The 17,633-nt window shown below is 68.4% G+C and carries 18 protein-coding genes and 1 tRNA gene; 8 read left to right on the forward strand and 11 right to left on the reverse strand.

From position 1 onward, the window contains the following. Window positions 1–5 precede the first annotated feature (5 nt). From AWC03_RS03840 to fabG, 3 genes are read right to left on the reverse strand one after another with little or no spacing between them, the layout of a single operon-like run. A complete protein-coding gene (locus AWC03_RS03840) occupies window positions 6–1,199 on the reverse strand; it encodes a CoA transferase (protein ID WP_085239189.1) in 1,194 nt (397 codons plus the stop codon). Further along, entirely contained in the window at window positions 1,196–2,422 is a 1,227-nt protein-coding gene (locus tag AWC03_RS03845) for an acetyl-CoA C-acetyltransferase (RefSeq protein ID WP_085239190.1), read from the reverse strand. The genes AWC03_RS03840 and AWC03_RS03845 overlap by 4 nt, the downstream gene beginning before the upstream one ends. Next, entirely contained in the window at window positions 2,419–3,153 is a 735-nt protein-coding gene (gene fabG, locus AWC03_RS03850) for a 3-oxoacyl-ACP reductase FabG (RefSeq protein WP_085239191.1), read from the reverse strand. The genes AWC03_RS03845 and fabG overlap by 4 nt, the downstream gene beginning before the upstream one ends. A gap of 180 nt (window positions 3,154–3,333) precedes the next feature. On the opposite strand from fabG, the gene AWC03_RS03855 reads away from it, so the two are divergent. The 3 genes from AWC03_RS03855 to AWC03_RS03865 are packed head-to-tail and all read left to right on the forward strand — an operon-like array spanning window position 3,334 to window position 5,834. Further along, entirely contained in the window at window positions 3,334–4,506 is a 1,173-nt protein-coding gene (locus AWC03_RS03855; RefSeq protein WP_085239192.1) for an acyl-CoA dehydrogenase family protein, read from the forward strand. Window positions 4,507–4,537: 31 nt separating this feature from the next. After that, window positions 4,538–5,359: a mycofactocin-coupled SDR family oxidoreductase gene (locus tag AWC03_RS03860; RefSeq protein ID WP_085239193.1), complete on the forward strand. Its 822-nt coding sequence runs from the start codon at window positions 4,538–4,540 to the stop codon at window positions 5,357–5,359. A 46-nt stretch (window positions 5,360–5,405) separates the two neighbouring features. Continuing rightward, the gene (locus AWC03_RS03865; RefSeq protein ID WP_085239194.1) at window positions 5,406–5,834 is read left to right on the forward strand and encodes a pyridoxamine 5'-phosphate oxidase family protein; all 429 of its coding nucleotides are present in this window, start codon (window positions 5,406–5,408) and stop codon (window positions 5,832–5,834) included. 4 nt (window positions 5,835–5,838) lie between these two features. On the opposite strand, the gene AWC03_RS03870 is transcribed toward AWC03_RS03865, so the two are convergent. From AWC03_RS03870 to AWC03_RS03880, 3 genes are all read right to left on the reverse strand, one after another. Next, window positions 5,839–6,915 (reverse strand): phosphotransferase family protein, encoded by a 1,077-nt coding sequence (locus AWC03_RS03870; RefSeq protein ID WP_085239246.1) that lies wholly within the window; start codon window positions 6,913–6,915, stop codon window positions 5,839–5,841. A gap of 87 nt (window positions 6,916–7,002) precedes the next feature. Further along, a complete protein-coding gene (locus tag AWC03_RS03875) occupies window positions 7,003–8,739 on the reverse strand; it encodes an ABC transporter ATP-binding protein (protein ID WP_085239247.1) in 1,737 nt (578 codons plus the stop codon). After that, window positions 8,736–11,318 carry an ABC transporter ATP-binding protein/permease gene (locus AWC03_RS03880; RefSeq protein ID WP_085239195.1) on the reverse strand — a complete coding sequence of 861 codons (2,583 nt, stop codon included), beginning with the start codon at window positions 11,316–11,318 and terminating at the stop codon, window positions 8,736–8,738. Before AWC03_RS03880 ends, AWC03_RS03875 begins: the two co-directional genes overlap by 4 nt. Window positions 11,319–11,471: 153 nt before the next feature. Between AWC03_RS03880 and AWC03_RS03885 the strand changes: the two genes are divergently transcribed. Next, window positions 11,472–11,897, forward strand: a complete 426-nt coding sequence (locus tag AWC03_RS03885; RefSeq protein ID WP_085239196.1) for a thiol-disulfide oxidoreductase DCC family protein — start codon at window positions 11,472–11,474, stop codon at window positions 11,895–11,897. Here the strand turns inward: AWC03_RS03885 and AWC03_RS03890 are convergent. Together AWC03_RS03890 and AWC03_RS03895 are read right to left on the reverse strand one after the other, a co-directional pair. Then, window positions 11,894–12,202 (reverse strand): hypothetical protein, encoded by a 309-nt coding sequence (locus AWC03_RS03890; protein WP_085239197.1) that lies wholly within the window; start codon window positions 12,200–12,202, stop codon window positions 11,894–11,896. The genes AWC03_RS03885 and AWC03_RS03890 overlap by 4 nt on opposite strands. A gap of 87 nt (window positions 12,203–12,289) precedes the next feature. Then, window positions 12,290–12,373: transfer RNA gene (locus AWC03_RS03895), tRNA-Leu, on the reverse strand. 361 nt (window positions 12,374–12,734) lie between these two features. Between AWC03_RS03895 and AWC03_RS27750 the strand changes: the two genes are divergently transcribed. Genes AWC03_RS27750 through AWC03_RS03910 form a run of 3 tightly spaced genes read left to right on the forward strand, consistent with a single transcriptional unit; the run spans window position 12,735 to window position 13,952 of the window. Continuing rightward, the gene (locus AWC03_RS27750) at window positions 12,735–13,208 is read left to right on the forward strand and encodes an LAGLIDADG family homing endonuclease (RefSeq protein WP_244275205.1); all 474 of its coding nucleotides are present in this window, start codon (window positions 12,735–12,737) and stop codon (window positions 13,206–13,208) included. Window positions 13,209–13,224: 16 nt separating this feature from the next. Continuing rightward, window positions 13,225–13,605: a hypothetical protein gene (locus AWC03_RS03905; RefSeq protein WP_085239199.1), complete on the forward strand. Its 381-nt coding sequence runs from the start codon at window positions 13,225–13,227 to the stop codon at window positions 13,603–13,605. Continuing rightward, window positions 13,602–13,952: a DUF3817 domain-containing protein gene (locus tag AWC03_RS03910; protein ID WP_085239200.1), complete on the forward strand. Its 351-nt coding sequence runs from the start codon at window positions 13,602–13,604 to the stop codon at window positions 13,950–13,952. Before AWC03_RS03905 ends, AWC03_RS03910 begins: the two co-directional genes overlap by 4 nt. A 69-nt stretch (window positions 13,953–14,021) precedes the next feature. Here the strand turns inward: AWC03_RS03910 and rdgB are convergent, their stop codons facing one another. Beyond that, on the reverse strand, window positions 14,022–14,621 hold the full coding sequence (gene rdgB / locus AWC03_RS03915; RefSeq protein ID WP_085239201.1) for an RdgB/HAM1 family non-canonical purine NTP pyrophosphatase: 600 nt from the start codon (window positions 14,619–14,621) through the stop codon (window positions 14,022–14,024). Between the two features lie 227 nt (window positions 14,622–14,848). Here rdgB and AWC03_RS03920 point away from each other — a divergent pair, with 227 nt between their 5' ends. Continuing rightward, window positions 14,849–15,949, forward strand: coding sequence for a ferritin-like domain-containing protein (locus tag AWC03_RS03920; RefSeq protein ID WP_085239202.1), 1,101 nt, complete (start codon window positions 14,849–14,851; stop codon window positions 15,947–15,949). A 57-nt stretch (window positions 15,950–16,006) separates the two neighbouring features. Here the strand turns inward: AWC03_RS03920 and AWC03_RS03925 are convergent, their stop codons facing one another. Then, on the reverse strand, window positions 16,007–16,606 hold the full coding sequence (locus AWC03_RS03925; RefSeq protein WP_244275206.1) for a DUF4395 domain-containing protein: 600 nt from the start codon (window positions 16,604–16,606) through the stop codon (window positions 16,007–16,009). A 236-nt stretch (window positions 16,607–16,842) separates the two neighbouring features. After that, complete coding sequence (rph, locus tag AWC03_RS03930) at window positions 16,843–17,622, reverse strand: ribonuclease PH (protein WP_085239203.1); 780 nt, start codon at window positions 17,620–17,622, stop codon at window positions 16,843–16,845. Window positions 17,623–17,633 lie beyond the last annotated feature (11 nt).

The following is a 17,633-nucleotide window of genomic DNA, read 5'->3' on the forward strand; positions in this document are numbered from 1 at the left end:
CTTGCTCAGCAAGCGATTGTCTTCGCGTCCGTCAGGCGTTCGATGTCGCCGGCCGTCAGGCCCAGGCACCGCTGCAGAACGTCGGCGGTGTCCTGCCCCAGCGCGGGCGCCGGTGCGCCGGCGGGGTGGGCGCCGTCGAACGCGACCGGCAGGCCGGGGGCGAGGTACTCGCCCAGGCCCTCCTGGCGCAATCGGGAGAACAGCGGGTTCCCGGTCACCTGCGGGCCGGCCGCGACCTCGGCGAAGGTGCGATACCGCTCGAACAAGACCGTCGTTCCCGACAGGGCGGCGATGATCTCCTCGGCGGTGTGGTCGGCGAACCAGCTGGCGAACAGCCCGGACAGCACGTCGCGGTACTTATAGCGATCGCCCTCGGACCCGAAGTCGACGCCCAGCGCGTCGGCGAGCGCGCCGACCGCGGCGCCGGTGCTCGTCACGTCGACCAGGTCGCGAAAGTGCCTGCGGGTCAGGGTGACAACCATGAATCTGGCGCCGTCGCGGCTGGCGAAGTCCTGCCCGTACTGGCCGTAGATGGCGTTGCCCAGTCGCTGGCGCTCGGTGCCGGTGACTTGCGGCTCGGTCAACAGCCCCAGGTTTCCGGCGGTGGCGAGCGCGACATCCTCGAGCGCCAGGCTGATCCGCGCGCCCGCGCCGGACTCGTCACGGCGGCGGAGGGCGGTGACGACGGCCAGCGCGGCGTACAGGCCGCAGCAGACGTCCCAGGCCGGCAACACGTGGTTGATCGGGCCGGCATGATCGGCCGGGCCGGTGACGAGCGGGAACCCGACGCCGGCGTTGACCGTGTAGTCCACCCCGGTGGACCCGTCGCCGCGCCCGAGCAGCTGCACGTGGATGACGTCGGGACGCCCGCTCGCCAGGACGTCGTAGCCGAGCCAGGGCAAGCCGGCGGCGTTGGTCACCACCACACCGTCGCCCTCGACGATGAGCCGCTGGACCAGCTCTTGCCCCTCCGGGGACCGCAAGTCGATGGTGGCCGATCGTTTTCCCTTGTTCAGCCCGGTCCAGTAGATCGACGTGCCGTCCGCCGCCAGCGGCCACCGCTGCACGTCGGACGCGCCACCGATCGGATCGATCCGAATCACTTCCGCGCCAAGCTGACTCAACGTCATGCCGCACAGCGGGGCGGCGACGAAGCTGGACACCTCGACGACGGTGAGACCGCGCAGGGGTCCGGTCACCGCGGGGCGACCCGCTCGAACACCGCCGCCAGGCCCTGGCCGCCGCCGATGCACATGGTCTCCAGCCCGTAGCGGGCCTCGCGCCGGGTGAGCTCGCGGGCCAGGGTGGCCAGCATTCGCCCGCCCGTCGCGCCGACCGGGTGCCCCAGGGAGATGCCCGATCCGTGCACGTTGGTCCGCTCGTGGTCGGCGGCGCCGAAGTTCCATTCCCGCATGACGGCGAGCGCTTGTGCGGCGAAGGCTTCGTTGAGTTCGATGAGGTCGATGTCGGACAACCGCAGGCCCGCCTTGCCCAGCACCGCCTCGGTTGCCGGCACCGGTCCGATGCCCATGAGGTGGGGCGCCACCCCCGCCAGCCCCCATGACACCAGGCGGACCAACGGCCTCAGACCGTATTCGTCGGCCTTCTCGGGTGTGGCCACGATGCACATCGACGCCGCATCGTTCTGACCGCTGGCATTGCCGGCGGTGACCGTCGCCTCCGAATCCTCGCTAACCAGCACCGGTTTGAGCTTGCTCAGCGACTCGACCGAGGTGTCGGCGCGTGGATGCTCGTCGGTGTCGATCAGCTCCTCGCCCTGGCGGGTGCGCACCGCCACCGGGATGATCTCCTCGGCCAGGACGCCGTCCTTTTGCGCGGCCACCGCCCGCTGGTGCGACCGCACGGCCAGCTCGTCCTGCTCCAGACGGGAGATGCCGTACTGGCGGCGCAGGTTCTCGGCCGTCTCCAGCATGCCGCCGGGTACGGGGTGGTGGCGCCCGCCGGCGGTGGTGCGCCCCCGCGCCAGCCCGTCATGCACCCGGACGCCGGTCCGCGCACCGCCCCAGCGCATGTCGGTGGAATAGAACGCGACGTTGCTCATGCTCTCGCAGCCGCCGGCGACGACGAGATCGTGATCGCCGTTGCCCACCTGCAGGCACGCCTGGATCACCGCCTGCAGACCCGACCCGCAGCGGCGGTCCACCTGCATCCCGGGGACCGTCACCGGCAGGCCGGCATCCAGGGCCACCACCCGCCCGATCGCCGGGGCCTCGCTGTTGGGATAGCAGTGGCCGAGGATGACGTCCTGCACCGCCTCGGGCGCGAGTCCGGTTCGCTCGAGGAGACCCTTGAGCGCGGCGACCCCCAGGTCGACGGCGGTCAGCGACTTGAACATCCCGCCGTAGCGCCCGATCGGGGTCCGTACGGGCTCACAAATGACCGTGTCGCGCATCGCGCTCATAGATGCCGGCCGCCGGTGATTTCCATGACGGTGCCGGTCATGTACGAGGACAGGTCGGAAGCCAGGAACAGCGCCACGCTGGCGACTTCGCTGGGTTCGCCGGCCCGGCCCATCGGCACCTCGGCAACCTTTGAATCCCAGATGCGCTGCGGCATAGCCTCCGTCATGGCGGAGCGAATCAATCCGGGGGCGATCGCGTTCACCCGCACGCCCAGGTACGCCAACTCTTTGGCGGCCGCCTTGGTCATGCCGACGATGCCGGCCTTGGCGGCCGAGTAGTTGGTCTGGCCGACCATACCGACCTTCCCCGACACGGACGACATGTTGATGATGACGCCCCGCTTGTTCTCCCGCATGATGGCGGCGGCCAGCCGGGTGCCGTTCCAGGTCCCCTTCAGATGCACCGCGATGACCTGATCGAACTGCTCCTCGGTCATCTTGCGCATGGTCGCGTCCCGGGTGATCCCGGCATTGTTGACCATGATGTCGAGGCCGCCGAAACGCTCGACGGCGGTCTGGATCAGAGTTTCGACGTCGGACGCCTGCGTGACGTCGCACCGGACCGCGACCGCGACGTCATCGCCGCCCAACTGCTTGGCCACGACCTGGGTCTCCTCGAGATTGACGTCGCCGAGCACAACTCGCGCCCCCTCGGCGACAAAGCGCTCCGCGATGGCCAGACCCAGCCCTTGCGCACCGCCGGTGATTACTGCGGTCTGGCCCGTCAACATCGACACCTGATTCCGCCTCCCTCTGCTTTTGATCCCCGAGGGACGCCCCCGGCAGTCGAATATCATATTTCATATAGGATCTGCCCCGATGCCGGGTTCCGACCCGACCGCTGAGCCGGCCGGCCCGCCGCGGCCGCGCGACTCGCAACCAATGAGGTGCCGAAGAGGGAGCGTCCGCCTATGACCACCGCCGAACGACCCGAGGTCTCCGAGGATGACTTTCGGGAGATCCTCGCCCAGACCCGCCACTTCGTCCGCACCGCCGTGGTCCCGCGCGAACAGGAGATCCTGACCGAGGACCGGGTGCCCGATGATCTGCGCGACCAGGCCAAGAAGATGGGGCTGTTCGGGTACGCGATCCCGCAGCGGTGGGGCGGCCTCGGCCTGAACTTGATGCAAGATGTCGAGCTGGCAATGGAATTGGGCTACACCTCGCTGGCGCTGCGCTCGATGTTCGGCACCAACAACGGCATCGCCGGGCAGGTTCTGGTCGGCTTCGGCACCGACGAGCAGAAGGCCCGCTGGCTGGAGTCGATGGCGTCCGGCGACGTCGTCGCCTCCTTCGCCCTGACCGAGCCCGGCGCCGGATCGAACCCGGCCGGCCTGCGTACCAAAGCCGTTCGCGACGAAGCCGATTGGGTGATCTCCGGGCAGAAGCGGTTCATCACCAACGCGCCCGTCGCCGATCTGTTCGTGGTGTTCGCGCGCACCCGCCCCGCGGATGACCAAGGGCCCGGGATCGCGGTATTCCTGGTTCCGGCAGGGTCGCCGGGCGTCGAAGTCGCCGCCAAGGACGCGAAGATGGGCCAGGAGGGCGCGTGGACCGCCGACGTCAGCTTCAACGATGTCCGCGTCGAGGGCGGCGCTCTGATCGGTGGGAGCGAGGACATCGGCTACCGAGCGGCGATGACCTCACTGGCCCGTGGCCGCGTCCACATCGCCGCCCTGGCGGTGGGCGCCGCCCAGCGCGCGCTCGACGAGTCGGTCTCCTACGCCGCCACCGCGACGCAGGGCGGCACGCCGATCGGGCACTTTCAGCTGGTGCAGGCGATGGTCGCCGACCAGCAGACCGGGGTGCTGGCCGGCCGCGCGCTCGTCCGCGACGCCGCACGCCTCTGGGTCTCGGGCGAAGACCGCAGGGTCGCGCCCTCGGCCGCCAAACTGTTCTGCACCGAAATGGCCGGCAAGGTCGCCGATCTCGCGGTGCAGATCCACGGCGGAAGCGGCTACATGCACGGTGTCCCGGTCGAACGCATCTACCGCGACGTCCGGCTGCTGCGGCTGTACGAGGGCACCAGCGAGATTCAGCGATTGATCATCGGGTCCAATCTCGTCAAGGCGGCGCAGCGCTGACGGCGCGGCCAATCCCAGTAGAGGAGCAGGTATGAACGGAAAGCTTGCAGGCAGAGTCGCATTGATCACCGGAGCGGCGCGCGGGCAGGGTCGGGCGCACGCGGTTCGGCTGGCCTGCGAGGGCGCCGACATCATCGCCGTCGACATCGCCGGCAAGCTCCCGTCCTGCGTCCCCTACGACCCGGCGACTCCCGACGACCTGAGCGAGACCGTTCGCCTCGTCGAGCAGACGAATCGCCGGATCGTCGCCTCGGTCGTGGACACCCGTGACTTCGAGGGACTTCGCCGGGCCGTCGAGGACGGCGTCGCCGCGCTCGGGCGGCTGGACATCATCGTCGCCAACGCCGGAGTCGCGGCTCCGCAGGCCTGGAACGACATCACGCCGGAGAACTTCCGCGATGTCATCGACATCAACGTCACCGGCACCTGGAATACCGTCATGGCCGGCGCGGACAAGATCATCGAGGGCGGTCGCGGCGGTTCCATCATCCTGATCAGTTCCGCGGCCGGCATGAAGATGCAGCCGTTCATGGTTCACTACACTGCCAGCAAGCACGCCGTCACCGGGATGGCGCGGGCTTTCGCCGCCGAACTGGGCAAGCACTCGATCCGGGTCAACAGCGTCCACCCCGGGCCGGTGAACACGCCGATGGGAACGGGCGACATGGTCGCGGCGGTGGCCAAGACGATGGAGACCAATCCGCAGCTGTCGCACGTCCTCACGCCGTTCCTGCCGGACTGGGTCGCCGAGCCCGAGGAGATCGCCGACACCGTGTGCTGGCTGGCCAGCGACGAGTCACGTAAGGTCACCGCCGCCCGGATCCCGGTCGATCAGGGGTCGACGCAGTACTGACCCGCTGCCCGGGAATAGATTCGCGGGATCGGCGATTGCAGGCCACATGAAAGCCTTCACCGAGAGCGAACGTCAGGAGTTCTTGGCCGACACGCACGTGGCGGTGGTGTCCGTCGACGCCGCCGACGGCCGACCGCCGGCCAGCGTTCCCATCTGGTACGACTACACCCCGGGCGGGAACATCCGGATCATGACCGGGGCGGCCAGCCGCAAGGCGCGGCTGATCGATCGGGCCGGCAAGGTGACGCTGGTGGTCCAGCGCGAAGAGCCCCCCTACCAGTACGTGGTGGTCGAAGGCACCATCGTCGACACCGCCAACCCCGCCCCGACCGACGTGCAGGAGGCCGTCGCCATCCGCTATCTCGGCGAGGAGGGCGGGCGGGCGTTCATTCGCAGCATGGAGGGCGTCGAAGAGGTGATGTACACCATCCGCCCCGATCGCTGGATGAGCGCGGACTTCACCGGCGACCTCTGAGGCCTCAGCCGATCAGCTCCAGCGTCCCCAGTTCGCGGATCGCTTGGCAGCCGCGGCTGAGCATGGCCAGCACCATGTCGTCGCCGCGTTCGGTCGCCGCGGCGAACGCAAACCCCAGCGCCGAGATCAGCGGTGCCTGCAGCACACCGAGTCGGTAGTCGCGCCAACACGTTTCGGCGTCGTAACCGGTGACGCCACCGGCCGTCAGCGCCCGGTGGTAGTCGGCGACCAGCTGTTCTTCGATTCGCGCGCGCAGCTCGGGATGGAGGCTGGTCGCGGTGAAGTAGGCGAGGTCCCTGGCCGGCAATCCGACGCCGAGCGTCTGCCAGTCGACGACGCTGACCCGGGTTCGGTCCGGATCGAACAGCAGGTTGTCGAGGCGATAGTCGCCATGCAGCAGGGCGAACCGGTCATACTCGGACAGCAGCCAGGGCGCGACCGAACCCATTGCCGCGCTGAAGGTATCGCGGTCTTGAGCGCTCATCCGATCGCCCAGCTTGTCCAGGGTGATGTCGGCGCTCATCTTCGCCACCTCACCCATGCCGCCCGCGCCCGCTTCATCCGGCCTGCCGAACGCGATGCCCGGGAAATCGAGCCAGACCGGATCGCACCAACTCGGCGCGTGCAGGCCGGCCAGGGCGGTGACCGCGAGCCGCGCTTCGGTCTCCTCGCATCCCGCGAGCTGATCGCCCTGCACCGCGGGCGCCTGATCGGCGAGCAGCAACGCGAAATCCATTGCATCCTGGCTGATCTCGGAGTAGAAGCACCGTGGCGTCGGCACCTGCACCCGGTCCGCGACCGACGAGTAGAACGCGCATTCGCTGCGATATCCGATGACCACCCGGTCGCGCACCGTGTCGTCTTGTGCCGGCAGCTTGATGACGAAGGTGTGCGGCAGGTCGCCGGGATCCGTCGCGTATCGCGCGGACACCCGGTAGGTTGCGCCGGTCTGCCCGGTTCCGATGGGGACCACGTCCACGTCGGCGACCTCGACGGGTGTGCCGCGCCCGCTGAGCGCGGCCGACAACCACCCCGGTGTCACGTCGCCGGGATAACGCGGAATCGACACCACAGCACTCATGAACAGCACGCCTCCTGTACCCGGACGGCCCCGTCCGACTGACAAACTGTAAGGCATACCGCAAGAGCGCCGGTCGGCAACGGTGAGCTAGTCGGCGAGAATCCGCCATTCGGCGGCCTCGTGCTGCTGGCGCCAGAACTCATCGAAACGCCCACCCGCCGCGAGCAATTCGTCGACGGTTCCGTCCTCGATCACCCGGCCCTCGTCGAGGAACAGGACGCGGTCGGCGTGGCCGATACTGGCCAAGCGATGCGCGACGATCACCTGGGTGCGCGACCGCGGGTCGAGCGTCAGCGCGTCGACCACCGCGGCCTCGTTTTCGGTGTCCAACGCGCTGGTCGCCTCGTCGACCAACAGTATCGGCGCCGGCTTGAGCAGTGCCCGCGCGATGCTGACCCGCTGGCGTTCGCCACCGGACAGCGCCGAGCCGGCCTCGCCGACCACCGTGCCTGCGCCGTCGGGCAGCCGCGCGATGAGTTCGTCAACGCGGGCGAGCGCGACGGCCCGGGCGAAGCGCTCCTCGCCGGCGCCGGGATCACCGGCGAACACGTTGTCGCGGACGGATCCGTGAAACAGGTACGGGTGCTGGAAGACGACGGTGCTCGCCGCCCGCCGGGCGTCGGCGTCCAGCGTCGCAGCGTCGACGCCGTCGATCAGGATGCGGCCGCGACGGGGTTCGTGCAGGCCGGCGATCAGGCCCAGGATGGTGCTCTTGCCCGATCCCGACGGGCCGACGATCGCCGTCGTGCTGCCCGGCTCCAAGCTGAAGCTCACGCCGTCGAGCGCCGGTGCGGTCGCGCCGTCATAGCGGAACATGACGTCGTCGAACTCGATCCGGGGGGCCGTGGCGGCGGGCAACGTAGCGGTGCCGGCGTCCATCAGCGGCGCGGTGAGGACCGCACGAATGCGGTCGAGCGTGGCGCGGGTGCTCTCCAACGCCGGCGCCAGCTCGCTGATCGTGGTGAACGGCTCCAGGTAGCGCACGATCACGACGATGAAGGCGATGGCTTCGGGGACGGTGACGGTCTTGTTGACGGTCATCGCCGCGGTCGCCCCGGCGAGCAGGATCAGCGACAGCTGGCTGGCGAGGCTGAACAGCAGCTGGCCGGGAACCTGCATGGACAGCAACCGCATGGTCGCCCCGTGTTGGGCGGCCAGCGCGTCGCCGACCAGACTGCGCGCCGGCTCGACCCGTCGGGCGGCACGCAACGCCTGCTGGGTGCGGGCGAATTCGATGATCCGTTCGGTGAGAGCGCTGTTGGCCTCGTCAGCCGCGGCGTCCGCGCGCCGCGTGAGTCGCGCCGATACCCACAGCGCACCCAGCAGCAGCGGCACACCGCCCAGGGCGGCCACCCCGAGCTGCCAGCAGATCGGGAGTAGGGCCAGCCCGATGACCGCCGGCAGCAGGAAGGCGGAGGTCAGCGGCGTCAGCAGGTTGACGACGAGACCGACCAGTTCCGGCCCGGTGGCGGCGATCGCCTGCCGCGCGGTCGCGGTGTGCTCGGCGGTGAACCACTCCAGGCGCACCCGGGGCAACCGGTCCGCCACGTGGTGCTGGCTGTGGTCGAGCACGGCAAAACCCAGGTCGAAGCCGATGCGCGCGGTCGCGGTGTCGATGACCCAGCCGATCCCGGTGGCGGCGGTGAGCCACCCCAGCCACACCAATGCGCGCTCCGGGGTGTCGCCGAACAGGGCGCCCACCAGTGGCACCAGCAATACGGCGGCCACCGCCCGCACCGCCACGGAGGCCAAGGCGAGCACGGTGTAGGCGATCACCCGGCCGCGGCGATCCGCCGGAACCAGGCCCAACCACGTGCGAATCATCGTGCCCTCTCCTGCGCCGTCGCGACCACCCGGTTCCGCCGGCCGCTTTCCCACAGCCGTCGGTAGCGGCCGTCGGCGGCCAGCAGCTGGTCGTGGTCGCCGCTTTCGGCGACCCGACCGTGGTCGAGCACGACGATCTGATCGGCGCCGGTGATGGTGTGCAGCCGATGGGCGATCACCAGCACGGTGCGGTCCCGGGTCAGCCGGTTGAGCGCTTGCTGCACAAGGTATTCCGACTCCGGGTCGGCGAACGCGGTGGCCTCGTCGAGGATCAGCACCGGGGTGTCCGCCAGGATCGCACGGGCGATGGTGAGTCGCTGCCGTTCACCGCCCGACAGGCCGGTTCCCGCACCCAGCACGGTGTCGTAGCCGTCCGGCAACCGCATGATCCGGTCGTGGATCTGCGCCTGGCGCGCGGCCTCCTCGACTTGCGCGGCGGTGGCGCCCGGGACGGCCAGCGCGATGTTGTCCGCGACGGTGCCGTGCACCAACTGGGTTTCCTGCAGAACGAACCCCACCTTCGCGTAGAGCTCATCGGCGGTCATCGACCGGATGTCCTGTCCCCCAATGCGTATCGCGCCAGTGTCGACGTCATGGAACCGGGCGAGCAGGGCGGCCAGCGTCGACTTGCCGGACCCCGACGGGCCGACGAGGGCGGTGACGGTGCCCGGGCACAGCGTCAGCGACACGCCCCGGATCACCGGGACACCCGGTCGATAGCCGAAGCTGACGTGGTCGAACACCACCGTCGCCGACGGATCCGCGGACCGGTCCGGCTGCCGCACGGCCAACTCGGGCTCGTCGAGGGCGTTCTGCAGGCGCCGGGCGGCCAGCATGCCCGCGCTGATGCCACCTACCCCGTAGGCGATGCCGAGCAGCCGCGCGCCGAAGGTGGTGCCCAGCAACAGGAATGGTACGAGGTTCACCGGATTCATCCGTCCGGTGACGGCGAGCAGCGTACCCGTGAGCACGATGAGCCACAGAAAGGTCGAGGGTCGGGTCACCAGGTCCATGAGCGTCTTCTTGCCGGCCAGGGGACGCTGCCACGAGACCAGGAATTCGACGTAGGAGTCCAGCTGGCGCCGGAAGCTGGATGCGGCCGCGCCCCCGAAGACGCGGATCACCGGCTGGCCCTCCAGGTAGGCGCCGGCCTCGCCGCTCATCTTCTCGGCCCAGCGCTGCGACTGCGGGATGCGCGGGCCCGACTGGATCGTGAGCGACGACGTCAGCACCAGGTACCCGAGGACGGGCACGAAGAGCACCAGCGCCACCCGCCAGTCGACGGCGAACAGGTAGATCAGCACCGCCACGGGCGCGATGATCGCCGCGACGGCATCGGGGATGGCGTGGGTGACCAGATAGTGCAACGACAGCGTGTCGTCCTGCAGCAGCTGCTTGATCGAGCCCGATCCGCGCGCGGTGAACCAGCCCAGCGGCAGCCGAGAGAGCTTGCGCAGCAACCGGGAACGCAGGTGCGCGGCGAACCGCGCGTCGACGACGTGCAGCCACAACGTGAGAGCCGCACCGAGCACCGAGCCCGTTCCCAGCAGGACGATGGCCGCGATCCCGACATCCCAGAGGCGCGCCGCGGGCGCCCCGGCCACCAGCAGCCGGGCCAGCTCGACCAGCAACACGAACGGCGCCAGCTGCACCACCGTGATGACGGCCTGCAGCACGCCGGACAGGATCAACGCCCAACGCAGCGGCGCGAGCAGTCGGCCGGCGCCCTGGGCGCGCCACCTGCCGCGCGCCGCCGGGGCGGGCGGCCGGTCGGCGGGTTCTGGAGCCGAAACCTGCCCCGGCGCAACGTCATCCGCGGTCGCCGGCTCGTCGCCGCGGCGGGTGCCCATCGCACGCCCGGCGCTCCAGTAGGCCTGGGCGTGTATCTCGGACTTGGGAAAGCCGAATTCGTCGCGCAGCCGCGCCCGGACGTGCTTGAGGGCTGTCGCCTCGGGCGTGGCCCAGGCGTACCAGTTGGACCAGTCACGGTTGTCGATCGCCGCCGCAAGCGATGTCTCGTCACGGCGGGCGACCCAGCGCACTCGCAGCCGGGGATGCGGGGCGATCGGGATCAGGAGGTCATTCTCGTCGTGCTGCTCGAGATACATCTCGATCGGCACGTCGTCGGGAACGACTCCGAGGATCCCGTTCATGCCCGGGATCGATGCGGAATCGCCGACCAGCAGATAGCCGGCCGGGTGCTCGTCGGGCACGTCGAAGCGCGACGATCCCATCAGCGCCATGACGGCGATCGTGGCGCCGGGTTGGACGGTGCGCGCCCACTTCGACGCCGGGCCGGCGGGCTCGTGCAGCACGATGTCGACGGCGAAGCGGCCGCTGGGGACGTCCGCCTCGGAGATGGTGTAGGCGCGCTGGAACTCGGTGTTGGATCCGTCGGGGTCCGGGAACCAGAACCGCAGCCACGCGGCGGGTTCGGCGTCGACGTCTTCGAACAACGTCGGTGACGTCATCCGCACCCGCACGAAATGTGGTGCGATGCAGACGGTTTCGAGCACCGTCGCGATATGGTCGCGGGCGCCGAAGCTCCGCAACATCACGCCCTGGAACCCGCGTGCCATCAGCGGTCCTTCCCCGCGGCGCGCAGGGCCGCGACGACTTCACCGAAAGAACGGCCCGGCGGACCTTCCGCTCGATAAGTTACCGCAAAACTAAGGGTTGCCTTACCAAAGGTCAAACCGTGGTGGTCGCCGAGCGGCAAGTAGCCTGGTGGTGTGAGCGGTGAACCGGCGTCGCCCGTATTGCTCTACGACGGAGTCTGCGGAGTCTGCAACTGGGCGGTGCAGACGATCCTCCGGTTCGATCCGAACGGCCCGCTGCGGTTCGCGGCGCTCGACAGCGACTTCGCCCGGGGTGTCTTCGCTCGGCATCCGGCTGTCGGGCAGGTGGACTCGATGGTGTTCGTCGACGAGCCCGGCCAGCCCACCGAGCGCGTCGCCATCCGGTCCGCCGCCGCGTTGCGCGTGGTCGACTACCTTGGCGGCCCGTGGAAGCTCCTCGACGTGGCCCGCGTCATCCCCACCCCCCTGCGGGACTGGCTCTACGACAAGTTCGCCCGCGTCCGCTATCGCATCTTCGGCAAGCACGACACCTGCCCGTTGCCGCCACCGGAGGTTCGCGCGCGCTTCCTGGACGCTTAGTCCACGGCGAGGTCGGCCTCGGACTCCTTGCGCTTCAGCTCGGCCAGCTTGCGGTCCTCGGCCGCGAATTCGCGATGGTGCGCCGCCGATTCGCGGTGCACGCCCACATGCGACACGCCCTGTTCGACGGCCTGGTCTTGCACCCGTGCCACTTCGTCGTGCTTGAGGGCCGATTCTTCGAAGCTGCGCGCGGCCGAGAGGCCGGCATGCGCCGCCCGTTCGCGGGCCGCCGCGGCCCTGCGCTCGGCAAGTTCCGCATCCTCCGCGGTAAACGCTTGCTCGCCTGTCTTGTTTCCGGTGCCCATGGCGTCTCCTCGTATCCCGTGCAGTCACAGGTACCCGGCACAGAGCGTTTAACGCCTCGCGATCGCCAGACACAGTGCGGGCGGAGGTGCGGGCGGAGGGACTCGAACCCTCAAGCTCTCACGAGCACCGGCACCTAAAGCCGGCATGTTTGCCAATTTCATCACGCCCGCAGCGTGCTGATCCTACCGCTCGGTGCACGGACGGACCTGTCGGCGTTCGCTCCTAACGTGAGTTCAACACGGCGGCAAAGGAGGCGCGGAGATGCGGTCCGCTGAAGAGTTCGAAGCCGTGCGAAAGCTGGTCGCACAGGGCCTGAACGATTGCGCGATCGCGCGTCAGACAGGCGTACCGCGACGGACTATATGGGGTTGGCGGTATTGCGAGTCACCAATCCGGTTACGGAGTCCGAGCGGATCTTCCCCTTGCAACGTTCAGCACGAGTTCACCGCCCTTCCCCCGGCCGCGTACTGCTATGTGTTGGGGCTGTACCTCGGCGACGGGTGCATCTCGAAGAGCCGTCGCGTCTGGCGGTTGAGAATCACCCTTGACGACAAATATCCACAGATCATCGATCGCTGCCGAAGAGCGATCGACGTGCTGATGCCGCGACAGCGCGCCGCAGTTCTGCGTCGTGCCAGCAACTGCACCGAAGTCTCGCTGTACTCCAAGCACTGGCCGTGCCTGCTGCCCCAACACGGCCCCGGCAAGAAGCACCTGCGCCCAATTCGGCTGCAGCCGTGGCAAGAGGTGCTCGTCACCCAGGCCACCGAAGAGTTCATCCGCGGCCTCATCGACAGCGACGGGTGCCGGGTGGTGGCGAACGACCGAGGGGTCCGCAGCGTCCGTTATCACTTCTCGAACCGTTCGGACGACATCCGCGGCTTGTTCACCGCGGCGCTCGACCACCTCGACATCCCATGGACCCGGCCGAGCAAGTACGTCATCGCCGTGTACCGCAAGGCGGCGGTGGCACGCCTCGACGAATTCGTCGGACCCAAATCGTGAGCGGTACCGTCAAGGGGTGTCCACTACCCGTCGTCGCAGGCCCGCGCTGATCGCCTTGGTGATCGTGGCGGCCTGCGGCTGCCTGGCGCTGGGCTGGTGGCAGTGGACCCGGTTCCAGTCGGTGTCGGGCACGTTCCAAAACCTCGGCTACGCGCTGCAGTGGCCGCTGTTCGCCTGGTTCTGCGTCTACGCATACCGGAAATATGTGCGCTACGAAGAGATGCCGCCGGAACCCCGGCGCGGCCCCGAGCTCACCGAGATACCCGCCGGCTTGCTGCCCGAGCGCCCCGGGCCGATGCAACCGCCGTCCGACGATCCCGCGCTGGCGGAGTACAACGCCTACCTGGCCGAGCTTGCCAAACAAGACACCGAGAAAGAGAACAGGACCACCGCATGACCACACCGGAGACGCCCGAGGCGTCGGCTTCGGCATTTCCCGTCGAGAAGATCCGCTCCGCGCTGCTCGCCTACCGGGTCATGGCGTGGGCGACGGGTCTGTGGCTGATCGCGCTGTGCTACGAGATCGTCTCGCACCTTGTCCTGCACCACGAGATCCGCTGGATCGAGGTGGTCCACGGCTGGGTGTACTTCATCTATGTCCTGACCGCGTTCAACCTGGCGGTCAAGGTGCGGTGGCCGATCGCCAAGACGATCGGCGTGCTGCTCGCCGGGACCATCCCGCTGCTGGGCATCATCGTCGAGCACTTCCAGACCAGGGACGTCAAGGCGCGCTTCGGCCTGTAAAGCCCTCGAGAACGTGCGGCCAGCTTCACACTCGAGAACGTGCGGCCAGCTTCACACTCGGCCGTACACCTAGGCCAGCTCACGCAACGCCGGTACCAGGAGCGCGAGTGCGCGACCGCGATGGGAAACCGCGTCCTTCTCCTCGGGGGTGAGCTCCGCCGCGGTGCGGTCGGAGCCGTCCGGGACGAAGACCGGGTCATAGCCGAAACCGCCCCGGCCCCGTGGTTCCCGGGCGATGCTGCCGGGCCACTCGCCGCGGACGACGACCTCGCCGGACGGCCCGGCCAGGGCGCACGCGGACACGAACGCGGCACCGCGCCGTGCGTCGGGCACGTCACGCAGTTGCGCCAGCAGCAGCGTGGTGTTCGCCGCGTCGTCGCCGTGCTTACCCGACCAGCGTGCCGACAGCACGCCGGGCATGCCGTTCAGCGCGGCCACCTCGAGGCCGGAGTCGTCGGCCACCGAAGCAAGGCCCGTCGCCGCGAAGGCGTCCCGCGCCTTGGCCAACGCGTTCTGCTCGAAGGTCGCGCCGTCTTCGGGCGCTTCGTCGAAGGGGGCTACGTCGCGCAGAGACACCAACTTCAGCCCCGTCAAGCCGGCCGCGTCGAGCACCCGGCGCAATTCGGCCAGCTTCTTGGGGTTGCGGCTGGCGACCAGCAGCTCGGTCAACGGTTGATCCCATCCATGCCATCACCTCCGCAAGAGCCACCCGCGCGTACGACAACAAATTAGCCGGAATGGCCGTGCTGCCGTCCGCCTCCGGCCCCAGCCCGGGGGTGTGACGATCGGCCCGACGAGGACCCCAACCCCGAAAGGCTTGACAGCCCCGCCCGAGGCGGCGCACTGTGATACCCGTCATATGACCACTGGTCATACCAGGTAGAGAGGGGCAGCCGATGACCACCAGGGACAAGTACACGGACGTGCCCTCCCCGTACTCGTGGGAGGTCCCCAGCGCCGGCAACGCGCGCTTCACCTGGGAATACGACGAGGGGCGCGCGCGACTTCTCTCGCTGTACCAAAAGGGCAAGGACAAGCAGTGGGATGCGCAGTTGCGCATCGACTGGGCACAAGACGTCGACCCGATGAACCCGGTCGGACTGCCCGACGAATTCCACCCGCTGTTCGGCAGCCCGATGTGGGACGCCGCCGACGACGCACGCCGCGCCGAGATGCGCCAGCACTTCCAGGCCTGGCAGCTCTCGCAGTTCCTGCACGGCGAGCAGGGTGCGATGGTGTGCGCGGCCAAGATCGTCGAGGTCGTCCCGGACCTGGACGCGAAGTTCTACGCGGCCACCCAGACCATGGACGAGGCCCGGCACGTCGAGGCGTTCTCCCGGCTCCTGCAGGAGAAGGCCGGCTTGGTCTACCCGATCAACAAGCACCTGACCGCGCTGCTGGACGACACCCTGCGCGACTCGCGCTGGGACATGCCCTACCTCGGCATGCAGGTCCTCATCGAAGGTCTCGCACTCGCCGCCTTCGGTGTGCTGCGCGACATGGCGGCGCCCGACTCGCTGGCCAAGCAGGTGCTGGCCTACGTCATGCAGGACGAGGCCCGGCACGTCGCCTTCGGCCGAATCTCGCTGAAGGACTACTACGCCGCGCTGACCGAGGCCGAGCGGGACGAGCGCGAAGAGTTCGTCGTGGACGCCTGCTACCTGATGCGCGACCGGTTCCGCGGCGAGGAGGTCTTCGAGACCCTCGGCCTGGACGTCAAAGCGTGCGCAGAGTGGGTCGACACGTCACCGCTGATGATCCAGTTCCGCTCGCACCTGTTCAGCCGCATCGTGCCGATCGTCAAGGACATCGGCCTATGGGGCGACAAGGTACAGAAGGCTTTCCGGGACATGGGCGTCCACGACATGGCCGGCTTCGACATCGAGGCCCTGATGAAGGCCGACGAAGACCAAGCCGAAGCTCTGGACAAGGCACACGCCGAGATGGCCGACCGGGCCCTCGAGGTGGACCAGGTGATCGCGGCGGGCGCGAGCTGATCCCAGTCCGGTTTGACGATCGGGCGGATCCTGAGCCGCCCGCATTTCGCCTCGGGACTACGCGCGACTTTCCAAGTTGATTGCGGGACGTTCCTGGTTTATTGCGGGTTGGGTTGCTATTCCCCTGACGTAAGGGACTTCGCAGTCCTGACAACCCCAAAACATTTTGTGCATGTAACAGCCGACACAAAATCCCAGCGTGGCCTCCGACCACGTGAGGACAAAACAGACCGCAACAACAGCCGCCATCGCCACGGGCGACGCCCCCAACAGGCGCATGCCAAGGCACGTCGCTGCCAAACCGGCACCGAGCAACCATGCGAACCGTTTCGGCCGCGTTGGCTTCCACACCGGACGAATGCCCATTGTCAACGCGGTGCCGAGAATTCCCGTTGGGCTGAACGGAGTTAGCCCGGTAAACGCCGCGACCAGCATGTCGAAAAGCACCAGCGGACCAACGATGATCACCGGATCGGTTTCCGGTCGCATGAGCAATAACGCGATCGTGATAGCCGAGATGATGTTCAGCAAACCCGCCCTTGCGCGGGTCGCCACTTCATTGATCCGGGGTTCCGCATGTTCATGCGTCATCTGCCCCATAGCCCACCAGGGCGTATTGAGAAAAGCATGTTCAAGTGGGACTGGCCGACTGCCCATCAATTGGTCCTAAAAACGGGGGGAAACATTGGCTTGCCTAAATTAAATTAGACATAGGCCAGTTTACCATGACGGTATTGTGGGCAGCCCCGGCCGGAAGCTTTCATTCGACGACAAAGGCAACGTTACGACCGGCCGCAGGCCATCCTGTGACCAAGGCGACAGACCGGCGGAGTCGAACTGTTCGACCCTTTCCGCGAGTGCCCCCACACGGCTCCGCCGCGGGGGCGGGGCGGTCAGCTGCCGAACGCCTTCGGCGCCGAGGCCCCCTCGGGCAGTTCACCCGGGTAAGGCAGAGCCAGCGCCTCGCGCTGGGCGGCGAACAACTTGTCGCAGGCGGCGAGCGCCACGTCGAGCAGCTTGTCCAGTGTCGAGCGCGGGAAGGTCGCCCCCTCGCCGGTCCCCTGCACCTCGACGAGTGTGCCGGTGTCGGTGGCGACGACATTCATGTCGACCTCGGCCCGCGCGTCCTCCTCGTAGGGCAGGTCCACCCGGATCCTGCCGTCGACCACCCCGACGCTGACGGCCGCGATGGCGCACGACAACGGTCGGGGATCGGACAGCTTGCCCGCCGCCGCCAGGTAGGTCACGGCGTCGGCCAGCGCCACGAAGGCGCCCGTGATGGCGGCGGTCCTGGTGCCGCCGTCGGCCTGCAGCACATCGCAGTCGACGGCGATCGTGTTCTCCCCCAACGCCGCCAAATCGATGCAGGCCCGCAGCGACCGGCCGATCAGCCTGCTGATCTCCTGGGTGCGCCCGGACAGGCGTCCCTTAACGGATTCGCGGTCGGAGCGCGAGTGGGTGGCCGACGGCAGCATCGCGTACTCGGCGGTCAGCCAGCCGAGACCCGATCCCTTACGCCAGCGGGGCACTCCCTCGGTGACGCTGGCGGTGCACATCACCTTGGTGTGCCCGAACTCGATCAGCACCGACCCCGCGGGGTGATCGGTGAATCCGCGAGTGATGACTACGGGGCGCAGCTCGTCGTCAAGGCGGCCGTCTTCTCGTCTCGTCACGACGCCAACCC

The organism is Mycobacterium europaeum (assembly GCF_002102155.1).
In the GTDB taxonomy this organism is placed as follows: Bacteria; Actinomycetota; Actinomycetes; order Mycobacteriales; family Mycobacteriaceae; genus Mycobacterium; species Mycobacterium europaeum.